At 49.0% G+C, this 19462-nt stretch carries 21 protein-coding genes; 8 read left to right on the top strand and 13 right to left on the bottom strand.

Annotation, left to right across the window (positions count from 1 at the left end; translation table 11 throughout):
* Positions 1–13 precede the first annotated feature (13 nt).
* Both KJA68_RS11010 and KJA68_RS10000 read left to right on the top strand, forming a co-directional pair.
* Positions 14–142 (top strand): hypothetical protein, encoded by a 129-nt coding sequence (locus KJA68_RS11010; RefSeq protein ID WP_281412163.1) that lies wholly within the window; start codon positions 14–16, stop codon positions 140–142.
* A gap of 244 nt (positions 143–386) precedes the next feature.
* Positions 387–1277 (top strand): recombination-associated protein RdgC, encoded by an 891-nt coding sequence (locus KJA68_RS10000; RefSeq protein WP_213036792.1) that lies wholly within the window; start codon positions 387–389, stop codon positions 1275–1277.
* Positions 1278–1436: 159 nt separating this feature from the next.
* On the opposite strand, the gene lysA is transcribed toward KJA68_RS10000, so the two are convergent.
* The 13 genes from lysA to KJA68_RS09935 form a co-directional block, all read right to left on the bottom strand.
* Complete coding sequence (gene lysA / locus KJA68_RS09995; protein WP_213036791.1) at positions 1437–2687, bottom strand: diaminopimelate decarboxylase; 1251 nt, start codon at positions 2685–2687, stop codon at positions 1437–1439.
* A gap of 2 nt (positions 2688–2689) precedes the next feature.
* Entirely contained in the window at positions 2690–2809 is a 120-nt protein-coding gene (gene lptM / locus KJA68_RS09990; protein WP_213036812.1) for an LPS translocon maturation chaperone LptM, read from the bottom strand.
* A gap of 218 nt (positions 2810–3027) precedes the next feature.
* A complete protein-coding gene (locus KJA68_RS09985) occupies positions 3028–3774 on the bottom strand; it encodes a M48 family metallopeptidase (RefSeq protein WP_213036790.1) in 747 nt (248 codons plus the stop codon).
* A complete protein-coding gene (locus KJA68_RS09980; protein WP_213036789.1) occupies positions 3771–4478 on the bottom strand; it encodes a lysophospholipid acyltransferase family protein in 708 nt (235 codons plus the stop codon). The genes KJA68_RS09985 and KJA68_RS09980 overlap by 4 nt, the downstream gene beginning before the upstream one ends.
* A gap of 73 nt (positions 4479–4551) precedes the next feature.
* Positions 4552–5094, bottom strand: a complete 543-nt coding sequence (gmhB, locus tag KJA68_RS09975) for a D-glycero-beta-D-manno-heptose 1,7-bisphosphate 7-phosphatase (protein ID WP_213036788.1) — start codon at positions 5092–5094, stop codon at positions 4552–4554.
* A gap of 2 nt (positions 5095–5096) precedes the next feature.
* Entirely contained in the window at positions 5097–7172 is a 2076-nt protein-coding gene (gene glyS / locus KJA68_RS09970) for a glycine--tRNA ligase subunit beta (RefSeq protein ID WP_213036787.1), read from the bottom strand.
* Entirely contained in the window at positions 7169–8071 is a 903-nt protein-coding gene (glyQ, locus tag KJA68_RS09965; protein WP_213036786.1) for a glycine--tRNA ligase subunit alpha, read from the bottom strand. The genes glyS and glyQ overlap by 4 nt, the downstream gene beginning before the upstream one ends.
* 257 nt (positions 8072–8328) lie before the next feature.
* Complete coding sequence (gene sucD / locus KJA68_RS09960; RefSeq protein WP_213036785.1) at positions 8329–9201, bottom strand: succinate--CoA ligase subunit alpha; 873 nt, start codon at positions 9199–9201, stop codon at positions 8329–8331.
* Between the two features lie 33 nt (positions 9202–9234).
* Entirely contained in the window at positions 9235–10413 is a 1179-nt protein-coding gene (gene sucC / locus KJA68_RS09955; protein ID WP_213036784.1) for an ADP-forming succinate--CoA ligase subunit beta, read from the bottom strand.
* Positions 10414–10422: 9 nt separating this feature from the next.
* Entirely contained in the window at positions 10423–11397 is a 975-nt protein-coding gene (locus KJA68_RS09950) for an HpcH/HpaI aldolase/citrate lyase family protein (protein ID WP_246487144.1), read from the bottom strand.
* Positions 11398–11695: 298 nt separating this feature from the next.
* The gene (gene queA / locus KJA68_RS09945; RefSeq protein WP_213036783.1) at positions 11696–12721 is read right to left on the bottom strand and encodes a tRNA preQ1(34) S-adenosylmethionine ribosyltransferase-isomerase QueA; all 1026 of its coding nucleotides are present in this window, start codon (positions 12719–12721) and stop codon (positions 11696–11698) included.
* Between the two features lie 20 nt (positions 12722–12741).
* Complete coding sequence (locus KJA68_RS09940; RefSeq protein WP_213036782.1) at positions 12742–13473, bottom strand: pseudouridine synthase; 732 nt, start codon at positions 13471–13473, stop codon at positions 12742–12744.
* Between the two features lie 239 nt (positions 13474–13712).
* Positions 13713–14438 (bottom strand): HAD family hydrolase, encoded by a 726-nt coding sequence (locus KJA68_RS09935; RefSeq protein ID WP_213036781.1) that lies wholly within the window; start codon positions 14436–14438, stop codon positions 13713–13715.
* A gap of 162 nt (positions 14439–14600) precedes the next feature.
* Between KJA68_RS09935 and lnt the strand changes: the two genes are divergently transcribed.
* From lnt to KJA68_RS09905, 6 genes are all read left to right on the top strand, one after another.
* Complete coding sequence (gene lnt, locus KJA68_RS09930) at positions 14601–16127, top strand: apolipoprotein N-acyltransferase (protein ID WP_213036810.1); 1527 nt, start codon at positions 14601–14603, stop codon at positions 16125–16127.
* Positions 16124–16429 carry a GIY-YIG nuclease family protein gene (locus KJA68_RS09925; protein ID WP_213036780.1) on the top strand — a complete coding sequence of 102 codons (306 nt, stop codon included), beginning with the start codon at positions 16124–16126 and terminating at the stop codon, positions 16427–16429. Before lnt ends, KJA68_RS09925 begins: the two co-directional genes overlap by 4 nt.
* Before the next feature lie 156 nt (positions 16430–16585).
* Positions 16586–17113, top strand: a complete 528-nt coding sequence (locus KJA68_RS09920; protein ID WP_213036779.1) for a YceD family protein — start codon at positions 16586–16588, stop codon at positions 17111–17113.
* A gap of 43 nt (positions 17114–17156) precedes the next feature.
* Positions 17157–17336 (top strand): 50S ribosomal protein L32, encoded by a 180-nt coding sequence (rpmF, locus tag KJA68_RS09915; protein ID WP_213036778.1) that lies wholly within the window; start codon positions 17157–17159, stop codon positions 17334–17336.
* A gap of 109 nt (positions 17337–17445) precedes the next feature.
* Complete coding sequence (gene plsX / locus KJA68_RS09910; protein WP_213036777.1) at positions 17446–18483, top strand: phosphate acyltransferase PlsX; 1038 nt, start codon at positions 17446–17448, stop codon at positions 18481–18483.
* Positions 18453–19439, top strand: a complete 987-nt coding sequence (locus tag KJA68_RS09905; protein WP_281412161.1) for a beta-ketoacyl-ACP synthase III — start codon at positions 18453–18455, stop codon at positions 19437–19439. Before plsX ends, KJA68_RS09905 begins: the two co-directional genes overlap by 31 nt.
* Positions 19440–19462: the final 23 nt, after the last annotated feature.

Here is a 19462-nt window from a genome sequence, read left to right as displayed (position 1 = left end):
TGGGGAATTTTTAGTGTGCTTCCTTTTTGCTAATGAAGCGGATTTTACTGTTCGTTTGCTGCTGGGTCGCTTGAAGGAAATGCCGGGAGCACTGGTGCCAGATCATGGCATGTCCGGGGGATGGGCTGGCAGCAGGATGTAATGGTCTGAAGTGGCCTTCATAATAGGATTTGATGTTTTTCTGCTTCTTTCATGCGGTATTGCTAGTCTAGGCTAGTCCGCATTCGGAATTTGTTGGGAAAAGGTGGCAACTGGCTTTTTAAGACAGGCCTTGCCTGTCGTGTGCACAGCAGATCTGTCCGGGTAGGTGTTCACGGAAATTTAGTGTGTTTCGCCATACAATGAGGGTGAGCTTATCCAGTATAATAAGCATTTGAGTATGCTTTATGTGGTTCAGGAATCTTCAGGTATTTCGTATCACCGAATGGGATGCTACGTTAGCGGAGCTAGAAGCAGCCTTGTCTATGCATCCCCTCCAAAATTGCTCCGGGTTGGACATGCAAAGCCGGGGCTGGGTTGCTCCTAAAGCAGGGGAAGGGGCTCTTGTGCATGCATTTGGGCAACAGATGTTGATTTGCCTGGGTGTAGAGAAAAAATTGCTGCCTGCTTCGGTTGTCAGTCAGTTTGCACGATTACGTGCGGCTGAAATGGAAGAACAGCTGGGATACCGCCCAGGCCGCAAGCAACTCAAGGAAATCAAAGAACGGATTACCGATGAGCTATTGCCACGTGCATTTGTCATTCGCTGTAATACCTGCGCATGGATTGACCCGGTAGGAAAGTGGCTAGTCGTTGACGCATCAAATGCTGTCAAAGCCGAAGAGCTGATTGAGTGCCTGCATAAGACGCTGGATGGATGCGCATTTTCTTTTCTTAAATCCCGGGAAACCCCGGTTTCTGTGATGACGGAATGGCTTGCCGGAAATGATGTTCCCGCTTCATTTACCGTTGACCGTGATTGCGAGTTGCGTGACGTGGGAAATGAAAAATCGGCGGTGCGATATGTCCGCCATGCTCTTGATGCAGAGGAAATAATCCATCATGTTCGGGCGGGTAAAAAAGTTACCAGGCTTGCCATGACCTGGAGGGACAAAATATCATTTATTCTGAATGAGAATTTGCAGGTGAAACGTGTGGTTCCTCTTGATTTGATCAAGGAACAAACCTCGTCCCGGGATACCGGGGAGAGGTTTGATACTGATTTTGCAATGATGGCTGGCGAAATCCCGCTGTTGCTGGCAGATTTGGTCGATGTGCTGGGAGGAGAGGAAGGATGATTGTAGTTTGGTCGGTACAGTGATTTGGATTTGGGTGATGACCGGAACAGATTGCTTCAGGGTAGCACTGGGGACAAATTGATCCGGTTACTGGCCGTCTTACAGAAAATACACGGCATTTATTCTGTCTGCTTCTGTCCGGGAAGGTAAACTGGCCGATTAGTCGAATATTTTTTCACCGGAGAAAAGCTGCGGGACGGTTTCGCGTTCGCGGATAAGTTGCATGATTTTGCCAGATACCATTACTTCAGCTGCCCGGGGACGGGTGTTATAGTTTGAACTCATGCTCATGCCGTAGGCGCCTGCGGACATCACTGCGAGCAGGTCGCCTTGCGAGATCGCCAGGTCTCGGGCACGACCGATAAAGTCTCCGGTTTCGCACACCGGCCCCACTACTTCATATTGCTCCACAGATTTGCCTGATTCCAGAGTTACCGGCTGGATTGCATGAAAGGCATCATACAGGGCGGGTCGCATCAGATCGTTCATTGCAGCATCGACAATGGCGAAGTTTTTCTCTGCCCCATGCTTGATATATTCAACCTGGGTCAGCAGCACTCCGGCATTGCCTACCAGTATCCGTCCAGGTTCGAGAATGATTTTCTCGCTGCGCCCTTGCAGAACACGAAGGAGCGCCTGGACATAATCGGAAATGGCAGGAGGCACTTCGTCCAGATAGCGGATGCCGAGGCCGCCGCCTAGATCAATGTGCTCAAGAGTTATTCCATGGTTAGCCAGTGCATCGGCCAGGATCAGCATTTTCTCGGTGGCGGCGATGAATGGGCTTAGCTCGGTTAATTGTGAGCCAATGTGGCAGTCCATGCCAACTATGCGCAGGTTGTTCAGTTTGCTGGTCTTGCGGTACAAATCCAGAGCTTCGGTATAGGCGACGCCAAATTTATTTTTTTTCAATCCGGTGGAGATGTAGGGGTGCGTTTTGGCATCGACGTCAGGATTAACGCGTAGGCTGACCGGTGCGATCCGGTTCATTTCTCCGGCAACTTCATTCAGGCGCAGAAGCTCTGCTTCTGATTCGACATTGAAGCATAGAATGCCAGCCTGAATGGCTAGTCGCATTTCTGCTGCGGTTTTGCCCACTCCGGAAAATACCACTTTGCTCGCTTCGCCTCCCGCTGCCAGGATACGTTGTAATTCCCCTCCGGAAACGATATCAAATCCGGCCCCCAGTCTGGCAAAAAGATTCAGGATGGCAAGATTGGGGTTCGCTTTTACTGCAAAGCAGATCAGGTGTTCATGCTCCCGAAGGGCGTGTTCAAACTGTCGGTAACTATGGGTCAGTGCTGCATGGGAATATACATAGCACGGGGTACCAAATTTCTCCGAGATTTCAGACAGGGGGGTTTGTTCGGCATAAAGCTGGTTATGGTGGTATCTAAAATATTCTGTCATGGCTATTGGGTTCCAGGAGAGGGTTGGGCTGGGGATTGCGGCGGTGGCAAATATAGAGGTCCTTTTTTTCCACAGCCTTGCAGCAACAGTGCCAGCAACACGACAATACCGATTTTATGCATGGTTGGATTTTTAATGAAAATGGAATATGGCATTATAATGGCAAGCCCCGTAATGATTTACACTGAATTTAACTCATATTTCAGGGGGATGAACGCAATTCACTGTACTGTACTTATAGCTGAATATGACGATGCCGGATAAATCGCATTTTCCCTGATCCTTCTGTACGCTGGGGCGGGCTATGGGGCAAGACAGGTTTGATTCATGATGGGGAGCGCTATTGATGTAGCTCAATCTGCCACTGCCTTAATTCCATTCGGCGTTTGGCATAATCCGGGCAGGCAGTTTCGACCAGTTGCCAGAATGCTGCAGAATGGTTCATCTCGATCAGATGGGCAAGTTCATGCACTACAACGTAATCAATCAAAAGCTGCGGCATTTTGATGAGTTGCCAGTTGAGGCGGATGATCCCGCGAACGCTACAGCTGCCCCAGCGAGTGCGCGCCGCGGAAAGTTTCACCATTTGCGGGGAGGTGTTCAGCAACGGGGCGTAGTGCGCCACACGCGATCTGAACAGACGGATCGCTTCGTTTTGGTACCATTGCATGACATTGTGTTTAATCAAGGCTTCGTTTGTGGCGTCGGTTGCATACACGATTAATTGTGCGCTTTGATGGAGCGGTAAGGCAGCAAACAAGCTTGTAACTACGCACAGGATTAGTGGTTCTCCGAGGAAGGAAATAGTTTTTCCATCTTGCCAGGATGGCGGAGTCGATTTCCTTATCTGCCAGTTTTTCAGTCTGCTTGTCACCCAGGAGGATTTTTCCTGGAGTACATTTTTTAGCAATTCTTCCGGAGCGTGCAGTGGCATACTGATCGTTAGTCCTCGGTGGTCGATGTGCAGGCCTATGCTACGGCGACGACTGGAACGTTTCAGCGTGAAAGTTACCGGGTTTCCTTCAAGATTCAGGGTTCGCTGTTCGATTTTCGAAGGGGGAAACATGTGCAGTTTGAAACGCGTCATCTGGAAAGTCGTGAAACTTCGGTTTCTATCCAATCTTCCACTTGCCGGTTGATTTCCTCAGGCTTGAGGCCTGCGGGCTGAATTGCCGGACCAATACTCATAGTAATGATGCCAGGGTACTTCAGAAAGGAGTTGCGCCCCCATAACCTGCCGGCGTTGTGCGCCACAGGAACGACTGGCGCACCGCTGGAGGTTGCCAGTAGTGCTCCGCCAATCTTGTATTTGCCACGCTGACCAAAAGGAATGCGTGTTCCTTCGGGGAATATGACCACGCAGAAGCCCAAAGCCAGTCTTTCCTTACCTTGGCGTAACAGTTGCCTGATGGCCTCGCGGCCTTCGCTTCGCTTGATGGCGACGGGGCTGGTCATTGCCAGGCCCCAGCCAAAAAACGGGAGCCATAGCAGTTCACGCTTGATTACCCATACTTGCGGCGGGAACACTTTCTGGAGCGCAATGGTTTCCCATGCGGACTGATGTTTGCATAGTACCAGGCAGGGTACGCTGGGGATGTTTTCGGTGCCGTGGACTTTCATGCGGATGCCGCATATTGTGCGTAGCAGCCAGAGCATGGTTAGTGCCCACCCAGAGATAATGCGGTATCGTGTAACGGGATGGAACGGGAAGGTAAATATCGCAATCAGGGTAAATAGTGGCGTAATGGCGATTTGCAATAGCAGGAAAATCAGGGAGCGGAAAAAAACCATGACAGGTAACATTAGAAATATTGCTGTTTTTGCGATGGTGAGCGCAAGAAATTGAAATTTTCCGGGAATACCATTAAATCAGGGTGGAAACAAATGCCGCCAGATCACGATAAACCAGAGTGCCTTCCGGCAGCCCCCCTCTGGACAGGGTTTTTTCTCCTTTTCCAGTCAATACCAACACGGGTTGCGCGCCAATGCTGGCGGCGGATTCCAGATCGGGCAAGGCATCACCCACTATGGGCACTCCCTTCAGATTGACCTTGAAGCGCATGGAAATGCTTTCCAGCATGCCGGTTTTTGGTTTGCGGCAGGAGCAATCCATTTCCATGGTGTGAGGGCAATAAAAAATTGCATCGATGCGGCCGGCGGCCTCTGCTACCATTTTGTGCATCTTCCCATGGATGGCATTCAGCGTGTGCATGTCCAGCAAGCTGCGTCCTACTGCCGACTGATTGGTCGCTACTACGATCCGGTAATCTGCCTGCACCAGTCGTGCTATTGCTTCAAGGCTACCTGGCATGGGCTTCCATCCATTCGGATTTTTGATGAATTGGTGGCCTCCACGATTAATCACTCCATCGCGTTCCAGGATGATCAGCTTGGAGGCGGTTCCCATGATTAGCCTGTAAGCCTGGAAATGTCGGCAACCTGATTCATCAGAGTGCCCAGTTGTTTCAGCAAGGCAAGACGGTTTGCCCTGATTGCCGGATCTTCTGCCATAACCATTACCCGGTCAAAAAACTCATCCACTGCTATTCGTGCCGAGGCTAGCAAAGTGAGCGTGGCCGTGTAATCTTGTCTTTTCATCCCGGCCTTTACCTGTGGTTCAATCTGTTGCAGTACTTCATACAGGCGACGTTCTGCATCTTCCTGGAACCGGTCCGCATGAATTACAGAATCTGCCTGGATAGTTTTCTTCAGAATATTCTGGATACGTTTGTTGGCGGCAGTGAGGGCTGCCGCTTCCGGTAGGTTGCGGAAGCAGCAAACTGCCTCCAAGCGCGGGATCACGAGATCAATGCGCGTGGGGTTCTGGCATAAAACCGCTTCAATTTCATCTGGAGAGAAATTGCGCTCGCGCAAATAACCGTTCAGTCGATCGAGCATGAAGCCGTGCACAGCGTCCACCACATTGCCACTCAGCTTGACTGTATTGTTGTAGCAATCACGGCTCAATTGCAGCAGCGTATCAAGGGGTAATGCCAGCGGAGTTTCGATTAGTATGCGCAATATTCCCAGTGTATGTCGCCGCAAGCCAAATGGGTCCTTGTCTCCAGTAGGCACCAGGCCAATGCCGTATATGCCAACCAGCGTATCCAGTTTGTCCGCTAAGGCCACTGCACAGGCCACCGCACCCTGTGGCAGCGTGTCACCGGAAAAACGTGGATGGTAGTGTGCTTCAATCGCATCCGCTACTACCTCGTTTTCACCGTCATGCAGCGCATAGTAGCGACCCATGATGCCCTGTAATTCGGGGAATTCTCCAACCATGTCGGTCGTCAGATCGGCTTTTGCCAGGCGTGCCGCCAGTTCAGCCACGGATTTGTCGGCATGCAGTAGATGTGCGATTGCACCTGACAGAGTGGTGATGCGCTCAATGCGCTGTAGTTGTGTCCCCAGTTGATTGTGATAGATCATGTTCCCCATTTTTGCAATGCGGGATTCGAGTGTCTGTTTGCGGTCCTGGTTGAAAAAGAAGCGTGCATCGGCCAGACGGGGGCGTACCACGCGCTGGTTTCCGCAAATGATCTGACTTGGGTTGTCTACCTGCATATTGGAGACGATCAGGAATTTGTTGAGCAATTTGCCGTTACCGTCCAGCAACGGAAAATATTTCTGGTTTTGCTGCATGGTCAGTATCAGGCATTCCTGCGGGATTTCAAGGTATTCTTTTTCAAATTCCCCAACATAGACAGCCGGCCATTCCACCAGTGACGTGACTTCTTCCAGAAGGTCATTAGATGGGTTATAAGTTGCGTTGAGTTTGACTGCACAAGATTCGAGTTGACGTTGAATTGTTTCCTTGCGAATATAATAATTGGCTACTACATTGGCATTGAGCATGGCCTTTCTATAGTTATCTGCAGATTCAATCTCTACCGAACCTGAGTGGAGGAAGCGGTGTCCTTGCGTGAACCGGCTACTCTGTAGCCCCAGCACTTCTCCGGGGACGACGTCATATCCATGCAGCATGATCAGATTATGCACCGGGCGTACAAATTGATGATCAGAATTCCCCCATCGCATCAATTTTGGAGCGGGCAGGCTCTTTAATGCCTGTGTTACGATATCGGCCAGAAACCCATTCAGGGGTTGGCCCTTTTTTTCGATATGTGCGACGAAGTACTCCACCTTGCCATCATGATTGCGCAGCAGTTGTTCAAACGTCACCCCAGCACTACGCATGAATCCTTCCAGCGCTTGACTCGGCCTGCCTTCGCTATTTAACCCGGCTGTTACAGCCGGGCCTTTGCGCTCGATTACACGATCAGACTGTTCTGATCTTACATTGGTGATGGTCAGGGCCAGCCTGCGTGGGGTTGCGAAAGAAGTGCAATCGCTATCTTCGACCGTTACTAATTTCTGTCCAAGCAGTCTGTAAAATATTTCTTTTGTGAAGACCTCAGAAAGGTGTTTCAAGGCTTTGGGAGGAAGCTCTTCAGTAAGCAGTTCTATCAATAGGGTCTGTCTCATGATTCTGTCTCCCTGGCCACCCTGAACATCGGGAAGCCAAGTGCCTCGCGCGATTTGTGATAAGCCTGCGCTGCCAGGCGTGACAAGGCTCTGACCCGGCCTATGTAGGCAGCACGTTCGGTTACCGAGATGGCACTGCGCGCATCCAGCATATTGAAGCTATGGGAGCACTTCATTATCATTTCGAAGCCGGGCAAAACCAGTTCTGCTTCGATCAGGCGTTTTGCTTCGGTTTCATATTCCTGAAAGTGACGGAACAGCATTGCGATGTCGGAGTGCTCGAAGTTGTATCTGGATTGTTCAACTTCGTTCTGGTGGTAAATGTCACCATAGGTTACGACGTTATCTCCATTCTGGGTCCATATCAGGTCATATACGTTTTTTACGTCCTGCAAATACATAGCCAGACGCTCCAGTCCGTAGGTGATTTCTCCCAGTACCGGGCGGCAGGGTAGTGAACCGACTTCCTGAAAATAGGTGAACTGAGTTACTTCCATGCCATCCAGCCATATTTCCCATCCCAATCCCCATGCGCCCAGTGTAGGTGATTCCCAGTCATCTTCCACAAAGCGGATATCATGCTCACTGGTGTTGATGCCCAGAGCACGCAGGCTATCGAGATAAAGGTCCTGGATGTTGGCGGGTGAAGGCTTAAGCACGACCTGATACTGGTAGTAATGTTGTAGTCGGTTCGGGTTCGCTCCATAGCGCCCGTCCTTGGGGCGGCGTGAAGGTTGTACATAAGCCGCACGCCATGGCTCCGGACCGATTGCGCGTAAAAATGTGGCGGTGTGAAAGGTTCCAGCGCCCATTTCTATATCGTAGGGCTGCAGGAGCGCACAGCCCTGCTTATCCCAAAATTTCTGGAGCGTCAGGATGATTTGCTGGAAGGTAAGCATGTAAAAAACCAGATTGATTTTTATAAAAAGTTATTTGATTCCAATTTCACCACGATGGCGGAACAATGGCAGGAGCGAATGGCACATTATGGGAGATTTGCCCTGTGCCGGCTAAAATATGTATGGTCTGGCTAACGGAATTCCGGCATGGAATGATTCATTCAGTAAGTTCTCTTTACTTTCAGAGCATTTCCGCCTTCGGCAAGACCAAACGCATATATAATTCCGGTCGAACGAAGGCGGGAATGAAGAAAGGTTTACGATTTTATAGCCCGTAAAACTGTAGCGCCAATGTCGGCGGGGTTTCTTGCAACGAACATCCCAAGTTCTTCCATCGTGTCTATTTTAGCGGTAGCAGTATCGGATTCGTTGCTGATGATCGCGCCGGCATGCCCCATCCGGCGCCCGGGAGGCGATGACAGGCCTGCAACATAACCTATGAGTGGTTTGCTCATATGTTTTGTTGCCCAGCGGGCGGCATCAACTTCCTGCGGTCCACCAATTTCGCCAATCATCAGGACTGCATCGGTATCAGGGTCATCTTCAAATGCCTGAAGTATCGTTGTAAAGTCCGTTCCGTTTACTGGGTCACCACCAATTCCAATGGATGAAGATTGCCCGAGACCCAGTTCGCTCATCTGGGCGACTGCTTCATAGTTCAAGGTACCGGATCTTGAAACAATTCCGATTCTTCCTGGGCTGTAAATATGTGAAGGCATGATTCCAACTTTTCCCACGCCAGGCGTAATGATTCCGGGTGTGTTTGGGCCGATGATAATTGAGCTGGTGCCCATCCGATATCTGGATACTCTTATCATATCCTGAACCGGGATGCCATCGGCAATTACCACGATAGTTTTGATCCCGGCGTCGATTGCTTCCATGATGGCATCCGCGGCAAAGGGAGGCGGGGCGAAAATGCCAGAGACGTCAGCTCCTGTTGACTGTACTGCTTCCTCTACGGTATCAAATACAGGTAATCCTAGATGTTGGGTGCCACCTTTTCCTGGAGTAACGCCACCGACCACCCTTGTGCCGATTTTAATGGCTTCTTCTGCGTGAAACGTGGCATGTTGTCCGGTGAACCCCTGAAAGATTACGCGTGAATCCTTGTTTAATAATACACTCATGAGTGATCCTTATTTCAGTGATTATTTCAGTGATTATATGTGGGTTACAATACTCTTTACGGTCGTTACTGCTTTTGCGGCAGCATCGTTCAGATTGCTGGCAATGATGAATGGAAAACTGGATCCGTTTAGGATCGTTCTTCCTTCTTCCACGTTTGTGCCTGCAAGCCGAACCACAATCGGTACGGTAATGTTCTGGTCGCGCATGGCTTGAATGATACCAGTGGCAATCCAGTCGCAGCGGTTGATCCCGGCAAAAATATTTATGAGGATGGTTTTGACGGCAGGATCCTGCAAAACGATGCGGAAGGCGTTCGCAACTTTTTCTGGGGTGGCTCCGCCCCCTACATCAAGAAAGTTTGCCGGTCTTCCGCCATGCAGGGTAATTGCATCCATGGTTGCCATTGCCAGTCCTGCACCATTAACTATGCATCCAACATCTCCGTCCAGCGCAATGTAATTCAGGCCGTGCCCGGTTGCTTCTACTTCCTTTGGGTCTTCTTCGTCAAAATCTCGTAGTTCTGAAATAGCCGGTCTGCGGTATGTGGCATTGTCATCAAAGGTCATTTTTGCATCCAGCGCCAAAAGCTGACCGTTGTCCACAATAGCCAGAGGGTTGATTTCAGCCATAGTTGCATCATTGTCGCGCATGCAGCGGTACAAACCTTTCATGATCTTGATTGCCTGCGGCAATAATGTACCCTTCAATCCGACCTTATAGGCAATTTTTCGGCACTGGAAATCAAGCAAACCCACGGCAGGGTCGATGACTTCCCGGAAAATCCGCTCTGGCGTATTCCTGGCGACCTCTTCGATGTCCATTCCCCCTTCGGCGGATGCAACCAAGGTGATTCTTCTGGTGGCACGATCAATAACCAATCCAATGTAATACTCGCGTTCGATATTGCTTGCCTGTTCAATTAGAACCCGGCGAACCAGCCTTCCTTCCGGTCCAGTTTGATGTGTTACCAGCAAGCAGCCGAGGATGTCATCGGCAATTGCCCGCACTTCATCGATGCTGTTCCCAGCCTTGACGCCGCCTGCTTTCCCGCGACCGCCGGAATGAATCTGTGCCTTTACAACCCAACGGGATCCCCCGATTTCTTCTGCAACCGTGGCTGCCTGCGCATCGTTGTGAACGACCCTTCCCGGAGGAACGGGAACGCCATAGTGTTTCAGTAAGTCTTTTGTTTGATATTCATGTATATTCATGATTTATGCTCAATTGAGTCCAAGCTTGGAAGCCTGTATTTGATCAGCTTTGGCAACTAAAACCTGGGCCTGCCGGATGGATGCAGCGTCGATCAGGCGGCCATTCAACGATACTGCTCCCTTGCCTTCGCGTGCAGCTTTTTCCATGTTCTCAAGAATGCTCCTGGCACGGCTAACCTCAGCTTCGCCGGGTGTAAATATCTCATTGGCCAGCGGAATTTGGGACGGATGGATAGCCCACTTCCCTTCAACTCCCAGTGCGGCTACGCTGGTTGCCACTGCTTTGAACCCTTCCGGGTCATTGAAGTCACCGAAAGGTCCGTCTATTGGTCGCAAGCCATAAGCGCGACAGGCAACGACCAGCCTGGAAAGTGCGTAATGCCATTGGTCACCCCAGTGCCGCGTGCGCTTCCCGGATTCATCTGCATCGGTCAAGATCGCATAATTCGGGTTGGCTCCACCCATCTGGGTGGTGCGTGCCTGTGTCGAGGCGGCATAGTCTGCTACACCAAATACCATAGCCTCCATGCGGTCCGGGCAGGTTTGGGCGATTTTCTCAATATTTGCCATGCCCATGGCTGTTTCGATCAGTACATGAATGTTGACTGGTTTGAATTTTTTTGCCGCCTCGATTTGTTCCATTAGTGTTGCCACGAAATAAACGTCATCCGGCCTGTTCACTTTCGGGATCAGGATGGAATCAAGCTTATCTCCCGCGAATTCCATTACATCTACGATGTCTCGGTAGCACCAGTGAGTGTCGAGTCCGTTGATCCGGACGGCGACGGAGCATGCAGACCAGTCCATGTCATTCAACGCGGCTATAACGTTTTTGCGCGCCTGGTCCTTGTCATCAGGAGCAACCGCATCCTCTAGGTCCAGGAATACCACATCAGCCCCAGCTGTTGGTGCTTTTTCAAGCATGCGTAAATTACTACCCGGAACGGCTAATTCGCTACGATGAAGTCGAGTTTTAACTGCCACTGTAATTCCCTCTTTTTGTATTTTATTGATTGATGTGATGCAACGTCATGTAACAGGTATGTTTTTCTAGGAGTGAAACTATACCATGATGTTGGCTATCCTTCATATTCTGACTGTTGCCCGTCCCAGCAGTATGCTCCCTACCGGATCATCATGAATTCCGTTTTAATATGCATTGCGCATAGATTGGGTCTGTTTTTGAGAGATTCGTGATCGCATGAGCATGGAAGGCCAGTTTAAAGGCAGACAGCCCGGGATTGTGTTCTTCAGGTTTGCCAATTTTGCAGGCCTTGTCTGCTTAGTATTGTTGCCTTTCGATCAGCATGGCATCACCATAGCTGAAAAACCGGTATTGCCGCTTTACTGCATGTCTGTAAGCGGCAAGTATTTCATTCATTCCGCCAAAAGCGCATGTCAGCATCAGCAGGGTGGATTTGGGCAGGTGAAAATTGGTCAGCAAAACATCGACCACCTTGAAGCGGTATCCCGGGGTGATGAACATGCTGGTTTCTCTTTCCTGGCTGCATATTTTGTCTTGCTGTGCTGCGCTTTCCAGGGCACGCAGGGTGGTGGTGCCAATGGCGACAACTCTCCCGCCGCGGGACCGGGCCTCTAGTATGGCATTCACTGTTTCCTGCGGGATGGAATAACGTTCGCTATGCATGACATGATCTTGAATGTTGTGTACACGCACTGGCTGAAAAGTGCCGGCGCCTACATGCAGGGTAAGATAGGCCAGTTGCGTACCCTGTGCGCGTAATTCGGAGAGTATCCTGTCGTCAAAATGCAGCCCTGCAGTTGGGGCAGCTATCGAGCCCGGCTGACACGCATATATGGTTTGATAGCGCTCTTCATCTTCGGCACTCGCTGTATGTGTGATATAGGGTGGGAGGGGCAGACGGCCGTACTTTTCCAGTAAAATCGGTACGTCTTCGGTGCTTTCAAAGCGTAGGTGGAAAAAATCGTGTTTCCGATCCAGAACTGTGATGGACAGATGGTCTGCCAGAAATAGCCTGCTGCCTTGTTTTGGGGGATGGCTGGCGCGTATTTGGGCAAGTACATGTTGCCCATCTAGAATGCGTTCGATCAATATCTCAACCCTGCCGCCGCTTTCCTTTTTGCCGAACATGCGCGCTTTTAATACTCGCGCATTATTCAAAATCAGAACGTCATATGGGCGTATCAGGGATGGGAGTTGGGAAAACATGGAATCATTTCTGAATGTGCCATGTACGTGCAGCAACCGGCTGGTGCCACGCTGCGTAGGTGGGTGCTGTGCAATCAGGTCTTTGGGCAAAAAATAGTTAAATTCATCGGTAAGCATCGGAAAAATAATAATTGCAATTAAAAGGATTCATTTTGATGTAAATAGCGCCATTGTCCCCTGGGTAAATCACCCAGCTTGATTTTTCCAATACGCACGCGCTTCAGTCCGGTAACTTTCAATCCAACCAGTTCACACATACGACGAATTTGTCTTTTTTTCCCCTCGTGAAGAATGAAACGTAACTGGTCATTGTTTAGCCAGCTTACCTGGGCATGCTTAAGAGGTTCTCCATCCAGTTTTAATCCATGGTTTAGAAGGGATAGGCCATTTGCAGAAATTTTTCCCTGAACCCGTACCAGATACTCTTTCTCGATAGATGAATTTTCTCCAATAAGCTTCTTGGCGATGCGACCATCCTGTGTAAGTACCAATAGACCATGGGAATCAATGTCCAGGCGGCCAGCTGGAGCCATACCCTTCAATTGCATGGGATGGAAAGCCAGGGGGGAAGAATCATGAGTAAAGCGTGTTGCGTTAGTTATTAGCATTATTGCGGGTTTGTGGTTGCCTTCTGCCTGTCCGGATACAAAACCCACAGGTTTATTAAGTAGGATGGTGATACGTGTTTGTTGTTGTGCCTGGGCGGAACGGTTCAGCGTGATGCGCTGGGTGGGGCTGATTTTTGTGCCCAGCTCTGTCACTGGTTTGCCATCTACCAGTACCCAGCCATGTTCAATGTAATTATCGGCCTCGCGACGGGAACACAAGCCTTGTTCGGACATTAACTTAGAGAGGCGAATTTTTTCCATAGTCTTTATTAAATTGACGCAGGCAGTGCGATTCCTGCTGGATGGCGTTCATGTTGCATGATGTGAATTTGCCTCGCGATGCAGGTTTTATTCGCATCATTTTCTGGTCAGTTCATTTGCTGGAACAAGCGTTTTTTTGTGATAATACAAATTCAAGATGAGTGATCAAGCGTATCCTGGCTAGATAATTCAGTTTGAGAGAGTACTAAAGCATGCATGCAAAGATTATTGGCTTCAGCTTAATCTGAAGCCAACTGATTTGAAAAATGCAGACCGGCAATCTGGTAAAATTTTTTCAGGTCACTTAAATCATTGAGTACTGCGGATGCACCGGAAAAATCCTGTGTGCGGGTGTAGTGGTTCATGGTGATGAAGGTTTTTAATCCGGCAGCAAGGCTGGAGCGCAAACCGTTCTCCGAATCCTCTAGAGCAATGCATTCAGATGCGTCAAGACCAAGTTTTTCCAGAACCCAGAAATAAATGTCCGGGGCAGGTTTTTTGTTCGCGACAATATCACCACAGCCGATAACATCAAACAGGGATTCACTACCTGCCCCAAGCGATTGTTCCAATAGAGTGGTAACATTGTCTTGGGAGGTAGTCGTGGCTATAGCAAGTTTTACCCCCGCATTTCTTGCTTCGTTAATCAGTCGTTCTACATTTGGACGTAGCGGGATTCCGCCTTCACGTAACATTGTGGTGTAATGGCCGGTTTTGATCTGATGCAGATGTTTTACAAGACCTTCATAGTCATCTGGTTTCTGAAAATCGGGAATATAGGAAGAAACAAAATGCTTGATCCGCTCCTTGCCACCGGTTACTTTAAGCAATTTGTCATACAGTGCCACATCCCAGTGCCAGTCAAGCTGATTTTCTCTGAATGCTCTGTTGAATGCTAGGCGATGGGCTTCCTCGGTGTCCGCCAGTGTACCATCTACATCGAATATTATAGCTTTGGTTTTCACAATAGATGTTCCAAATATGTCAATTAATCTGAATATAACTAAAAAAATACATATTATATTTTACTCGAACCTGTGAGTTTTCAGGAACTCAATTTTAAATAACATTTGAATAGGCTGATATTGGCGGCGTGATTAATCTTGTGGAAGTTTTGGGTGAAATTCATTTTTAAATATAAAGGCACGGTTGCTTTTTTTTTGGGCCTGCTTGCTGTTAGTGGATTCGCTCCTGTTTCGGCATTTCCGGCCACAGTTATATCCCTGGCAGGACTGTTCTGGTTGTGGAGACATGCCAATGGAAAACGTGCAGCAGCCCGGCTGGGATTTTTCTTTGGATTGGGTTTGTTCAGCGCAGGAATTAGTTGGTTATATATTGCCCAGCATGATTATGGTGATATGCCGTTTCTGCTGGCTATTGCCACTACTGCGCTGTTTGCAGCTTTCCTGGCGTTATTTCCGGCGTTAATTGGGTATCTGCAGGCCAGATTGCGACCTCCATTGTGGGCGCGACTGATGCTGGTGATGCCAGCATTATGGGTGCTGTCGGAATGGATGCGCGGCCTGCTGTTCACCGGGTTTCCATGGCTTACAATGGGGTATTCGCAAATATCCGAAAGCCCTTTGACTGGGTATGCGCCAGTATTCGGCGTATATGGTGTGTCGCTCGTAATTGCAATAAGCGCAGGGTTGCTGGTGCTTTCTTGGGAAATGCGCAGAAATGCCCGAGGCGGTATGGTTCTGGCAATTTTATTGTTTTCCTGGGGGATGGGGTGGGGGCTACGTGCGATAGAATGGACTCAGCCTGAAGGTGAGACATTCAGGGTGGCACTTTTGCAGGGAAATATACCTCAGGACTTGAAATTCAACGAGGGTAGACTAGCCGGCACCCTGGATAAGTATCTTAAGCTGGTGTTGCAGAGTGATGCGCACTTGACGGTTTTTCCGGAGACGGCGTTACCTCTCTTTCGCCATGAATTACCCCAATACTATGAAGATTTATTGATCAAGCATGCCAGGAAGCGCGGCGGAGACATTTTGGTCGGTGCGTTTGAAACTGAAAGGGGGCTGCATTACAACAGTGTGTTTACGCTTGGAACGGCGGATAGCCAAGGTTATCGAAAAAACCATTTGGTGCCATTCGGGGAGTTTATCCCGTTACGTCCTGTGCTGGCTTGGGTAATCAACGAGGTGCTGCATATCCCGATGGCTGACCTGACTCGTGGAGGAGAGCGGCAACCTGTGTTGCAAATAGCTGGTCAACGCGTCGCCGTGCAAATATGCTACGAGGACGTGTTCGGTGAAGAGGTCATTCGCTATTTGCCAGAGGCGAGCCTGCTGGTAAATGTCAGCAATGATGCCTGGTACGGTAAATCTCATGCCGCAATGCAGCATAACCAGATTGCGCAAATGCGTGCGTTGGAAACGGGACGGATGATGCTGCGCGCTACGAATACTGGCGTTACTTCAATTATCAGGCCGGATGGCAGTATCCAGATGATGTTGCCGCAGCATAAGGAAGGCGTTCTCGCCGGGGAGGTGCAAGGTTATGGAGGTAGTACGCCATATGTACGCTGGGGAAATGCGGCAGTGCTGCTGCTGCTGACTGGGATGTTGCTGGTTGCCAGACTGGTGCGGGGTAAGTCATCTATTTATTCATCCCAGGCGCAATCCCTCACTCAGGACTCAAAATGAATAAGCATGTGGAAAAATTCACAAAACGGTGGTTTTGCTATTTGGTCGGTTGTTCGGATGGAACGATTTATTGCGGGATTACCGATAATCTGGTAAAGCGTATGGCTACTCATAATGCCGGCAAGGGGGCGAAATATACTCGTGGTCGTGGTCCGGTGCAGTTAATGCATGCGGAGTTATGTGCTGACAAATCTGCTGCCATGAAGCGCGAGAAGCATATCAAGAGGCTGACGCAAAAAGAAAAAAAGGCATTGTACGAAAATAAGCAAGAAACAGACAGATTTATGATGGGAATAGAATAAATGCCCCATGTGTAACGATAAGCCGGAATGTCAGGTGCACTTTCAGATCGTGGAATAAATTTGCATTGGATTTTCCATCTGCCCCCTGGTAGATTATTTACAAACGCAGGGTGTTTTTGACAGAAACTTGCAGAAAATATATCATGCAAAATTATCATGCTTAAGCAGCAATTAATTGATAGTTTAGACTTCGCTAATAAAAATCAGGAAGTGCAAGGTGAGATTGCATTAAGTTCAATGCCTCGGCTTTGGGACGTGCTGGCCGACTCTAATGATTGTGTGGAATCCTCCCGTGAGAAAATCAGTTATGTATTGCGGGGCTTTCATGATAAGAATGGCAGACCAATGATGGAAATAGAAGTGGAAGGGTCTTGTCAGCTTCGTTGCCAGCGATGTTTGGAAGCCATAATTTATCCATTAAAGATGACTTCGCAGTTGCATCTGGTTGATAGATGTGACTGGGATGAATTTTCCTGCGAAAAAGAGGATGCCGATTCTATCCCGGCTAATAATCAATTAGATGTGATTGCCTTGCTTGAGGATGAGATTTTGCTGAATTTGCCATTTGCGCCGATGCATGTTGCCGGTACATGCAGGTCTGTGATGGAAGGATATTTGGTGGAGAAAGAAGACCAGGTAAAGGAAAATCCGTTTGCGGTCTTATCCGGCATGAAAAAAAGGTAGTTTATTTAAAGTGGTTTAAATTGTTGTTACTTAAGGAGTTATTATGGCTGTTCAACAAAACAAAAAATCCCCGTCCAAGCGTGGTATGCACCGCTCGCATGATTTCCTGGTCAGCCCTGCGCTGGCAGTAGAGCCATCTACCGGTGAACAACATTTGCGTCATCACATTAGCCCGACAGGTTTTTACCGCGGTAAAAGAGTTGTTAAGGCAAAAGGCGACTAATTGCATTGCCTGCATTTAAAGAAGTGTCGGCCAGATTGGTGTGGATGTAACTGTCTAAATTAATTCTAGTTTCCAAGTCTGAATAGGGTGTTAATTTAAGGATCGCTTGGTGGATGTCACGATTGCCATTGATGCCATGGGAGGCGACCACGGTGTACGTGTTACTGTTCCCGCGGCAGTCAGATATTTGCGGCAGCACCCGGGCGACACAATCATTTTGGTTGGATTGCCTGATGTAATCAAGGCGGAGCTGCGCACCTTGAAAAGTACCAGTGAGCCACGACTACATATTTTTGCAGCTAGTGAAGTGGTTGGAATGGATGAGTCACCGCAATTAATGTTGCGTAGCAAAAAAGACTCATCCATGCGTGTTGCCATTAATCTGGTAAAAAAAGGCGAAGCTTCGGCCTGTGTAAGTGCCGGTAATACCGGGGCGCTGATGGCAATAGCGCGTTATGTGCTAAAAATGCTGCCTGGGATTGATCGTCCTGCAATTGCCTCATTTTTACCGACAAACAAGGGGCAGGTCTGCATGCTTGATCTCGGAGCAAATGTAGATTGCAACGCCGAACATTTGCTGCAGTTCGCTCTCATGGGTTCTGCCTTGGTTTATGCGATTGAACATAAAGACAACCCTACAGTCGGCTTGCTGAATATTGGAAGCGAGGATATTAAGGGCAATGAAGTTGTCAAGCAGGCGGCTAAACTGTTAAGGCAGAGCGACTTAAATTTTTACGGCAATATTGAGGGAAACGATATTTTCAAGGGACTCACTGACATAGTGGTCTGTGATGGTTTTGTTGGGAATGTTGCACTTAAAACAACCGAGGGACTTGCGCAGATGCTAGGCGGTTTTTTGCGTGAAGAGTTTAAACGCAATGCTCTTACAAAATTGACGGGCTTGATTGCCACCCCGGTTCTTAATGCATTTAGGCGCCGTGTTGACCCCAGACGATATAATGGTGCTAGTTTACTTGGTCTGAAGGGTATCGTGCTAAAAAGTCATGGCGCTGCTGATGAGCTGGCTTTTTATTGCGCTATAAAGCGTGCCGCAGAAGAGGCCCGCGGAGGGATGTTGCATCATATTAGTGAGCATATTGAAAAGTGGCACTATGAATGCCAGCAAAAGGCAAGGGAGGCATCCTGATACATTCAAGGATTGTAGGCACTGGGAGCTATCTGCCATCTAGGGTTCTGACTAATTTTGATCTTGAAAAGCTGGTAGATACTTCGCACGAATGGATTGTCACCCGAAGTGGTATTGTTGAGAGGCATTTGGCCGTTGAGGGTGAGCAAGCCAGTGATATGGCATTTCATGCCAGTCAGCGTGCATTGGGGGCGGCCGGAATCGGCGCAGATGAGATTGACCTGATCATTGTTGCTACAACCACGCCTGATCAGATTTTACCAAGTACTGCATGTATCCTGCAAGACAAGTTGGGTATTAAAAAGGCCGTAGCTTTTGATGTGCAAGCCGTTTGCAGTGGCTTTGTTTATGCATTGAATACTGCGGACCTATATATCAGAGGGGGGCAGGCGAGCAATGCACTGGTAGTAGGTGCTGAGGTATTGTCACACCTGCTTAACTGGGAGGACCGGACTACTTGTGTATTGTTTGGAGACGGAGCAGGAGCGGTGGTGTTACAGCGCAGCGACGTGCCAGGCATATTGGCCGCAAGATTACATGCCAATGGGAGCTATCGTGGCATGTTAAGTGCAGAAGGCAGCATACGGAATGGTGCAGTATTTGGTAATCCCTTCATCAGAATGGATGGTCAGGCAGTGTTTAAGTTCGCGGTAAAGGTACTGAGCGAGGTCGTGGAAGAGGTTTTGGCTGAGAGCAAGATGGTGTGCAATGATATTGATTGGCTAATTCCACATCAGGCAAATATCCGCATCATGGAAGCTACGGCTAAAAAACTTGGGTTGAGTATGGATAAAGTGGTGGTGACCGTTGATTATCATGGCAATACATCTGCTGCATCCATTCCACTAGCGCTTGACACGGCAGTGCGTGACGGACGCATTCAACCTGGTCAGCATGTTCTGATGGAAGCAGTCGGTGGTGGATTTACTTGGGGTGCGGTTCTACTGCGTTGGTAACTTTTCAAATTGATTCTATAAAA

The sequence above is a fragment of the Candidatus Nitrotoga fabula genome, from assembly GCF_905221025.1.
Lineage (GTDB): Bacteria > Pseudomonadota > Gammaproteobacteria > Burkholderiales > Gallionellaceae > Nitrotoga > Nitrotoga fabula.
Note: the sequence above shows the minus strand (reverse complement) of the source record. Positions and strands in the feature narration are given on the sequence as shown.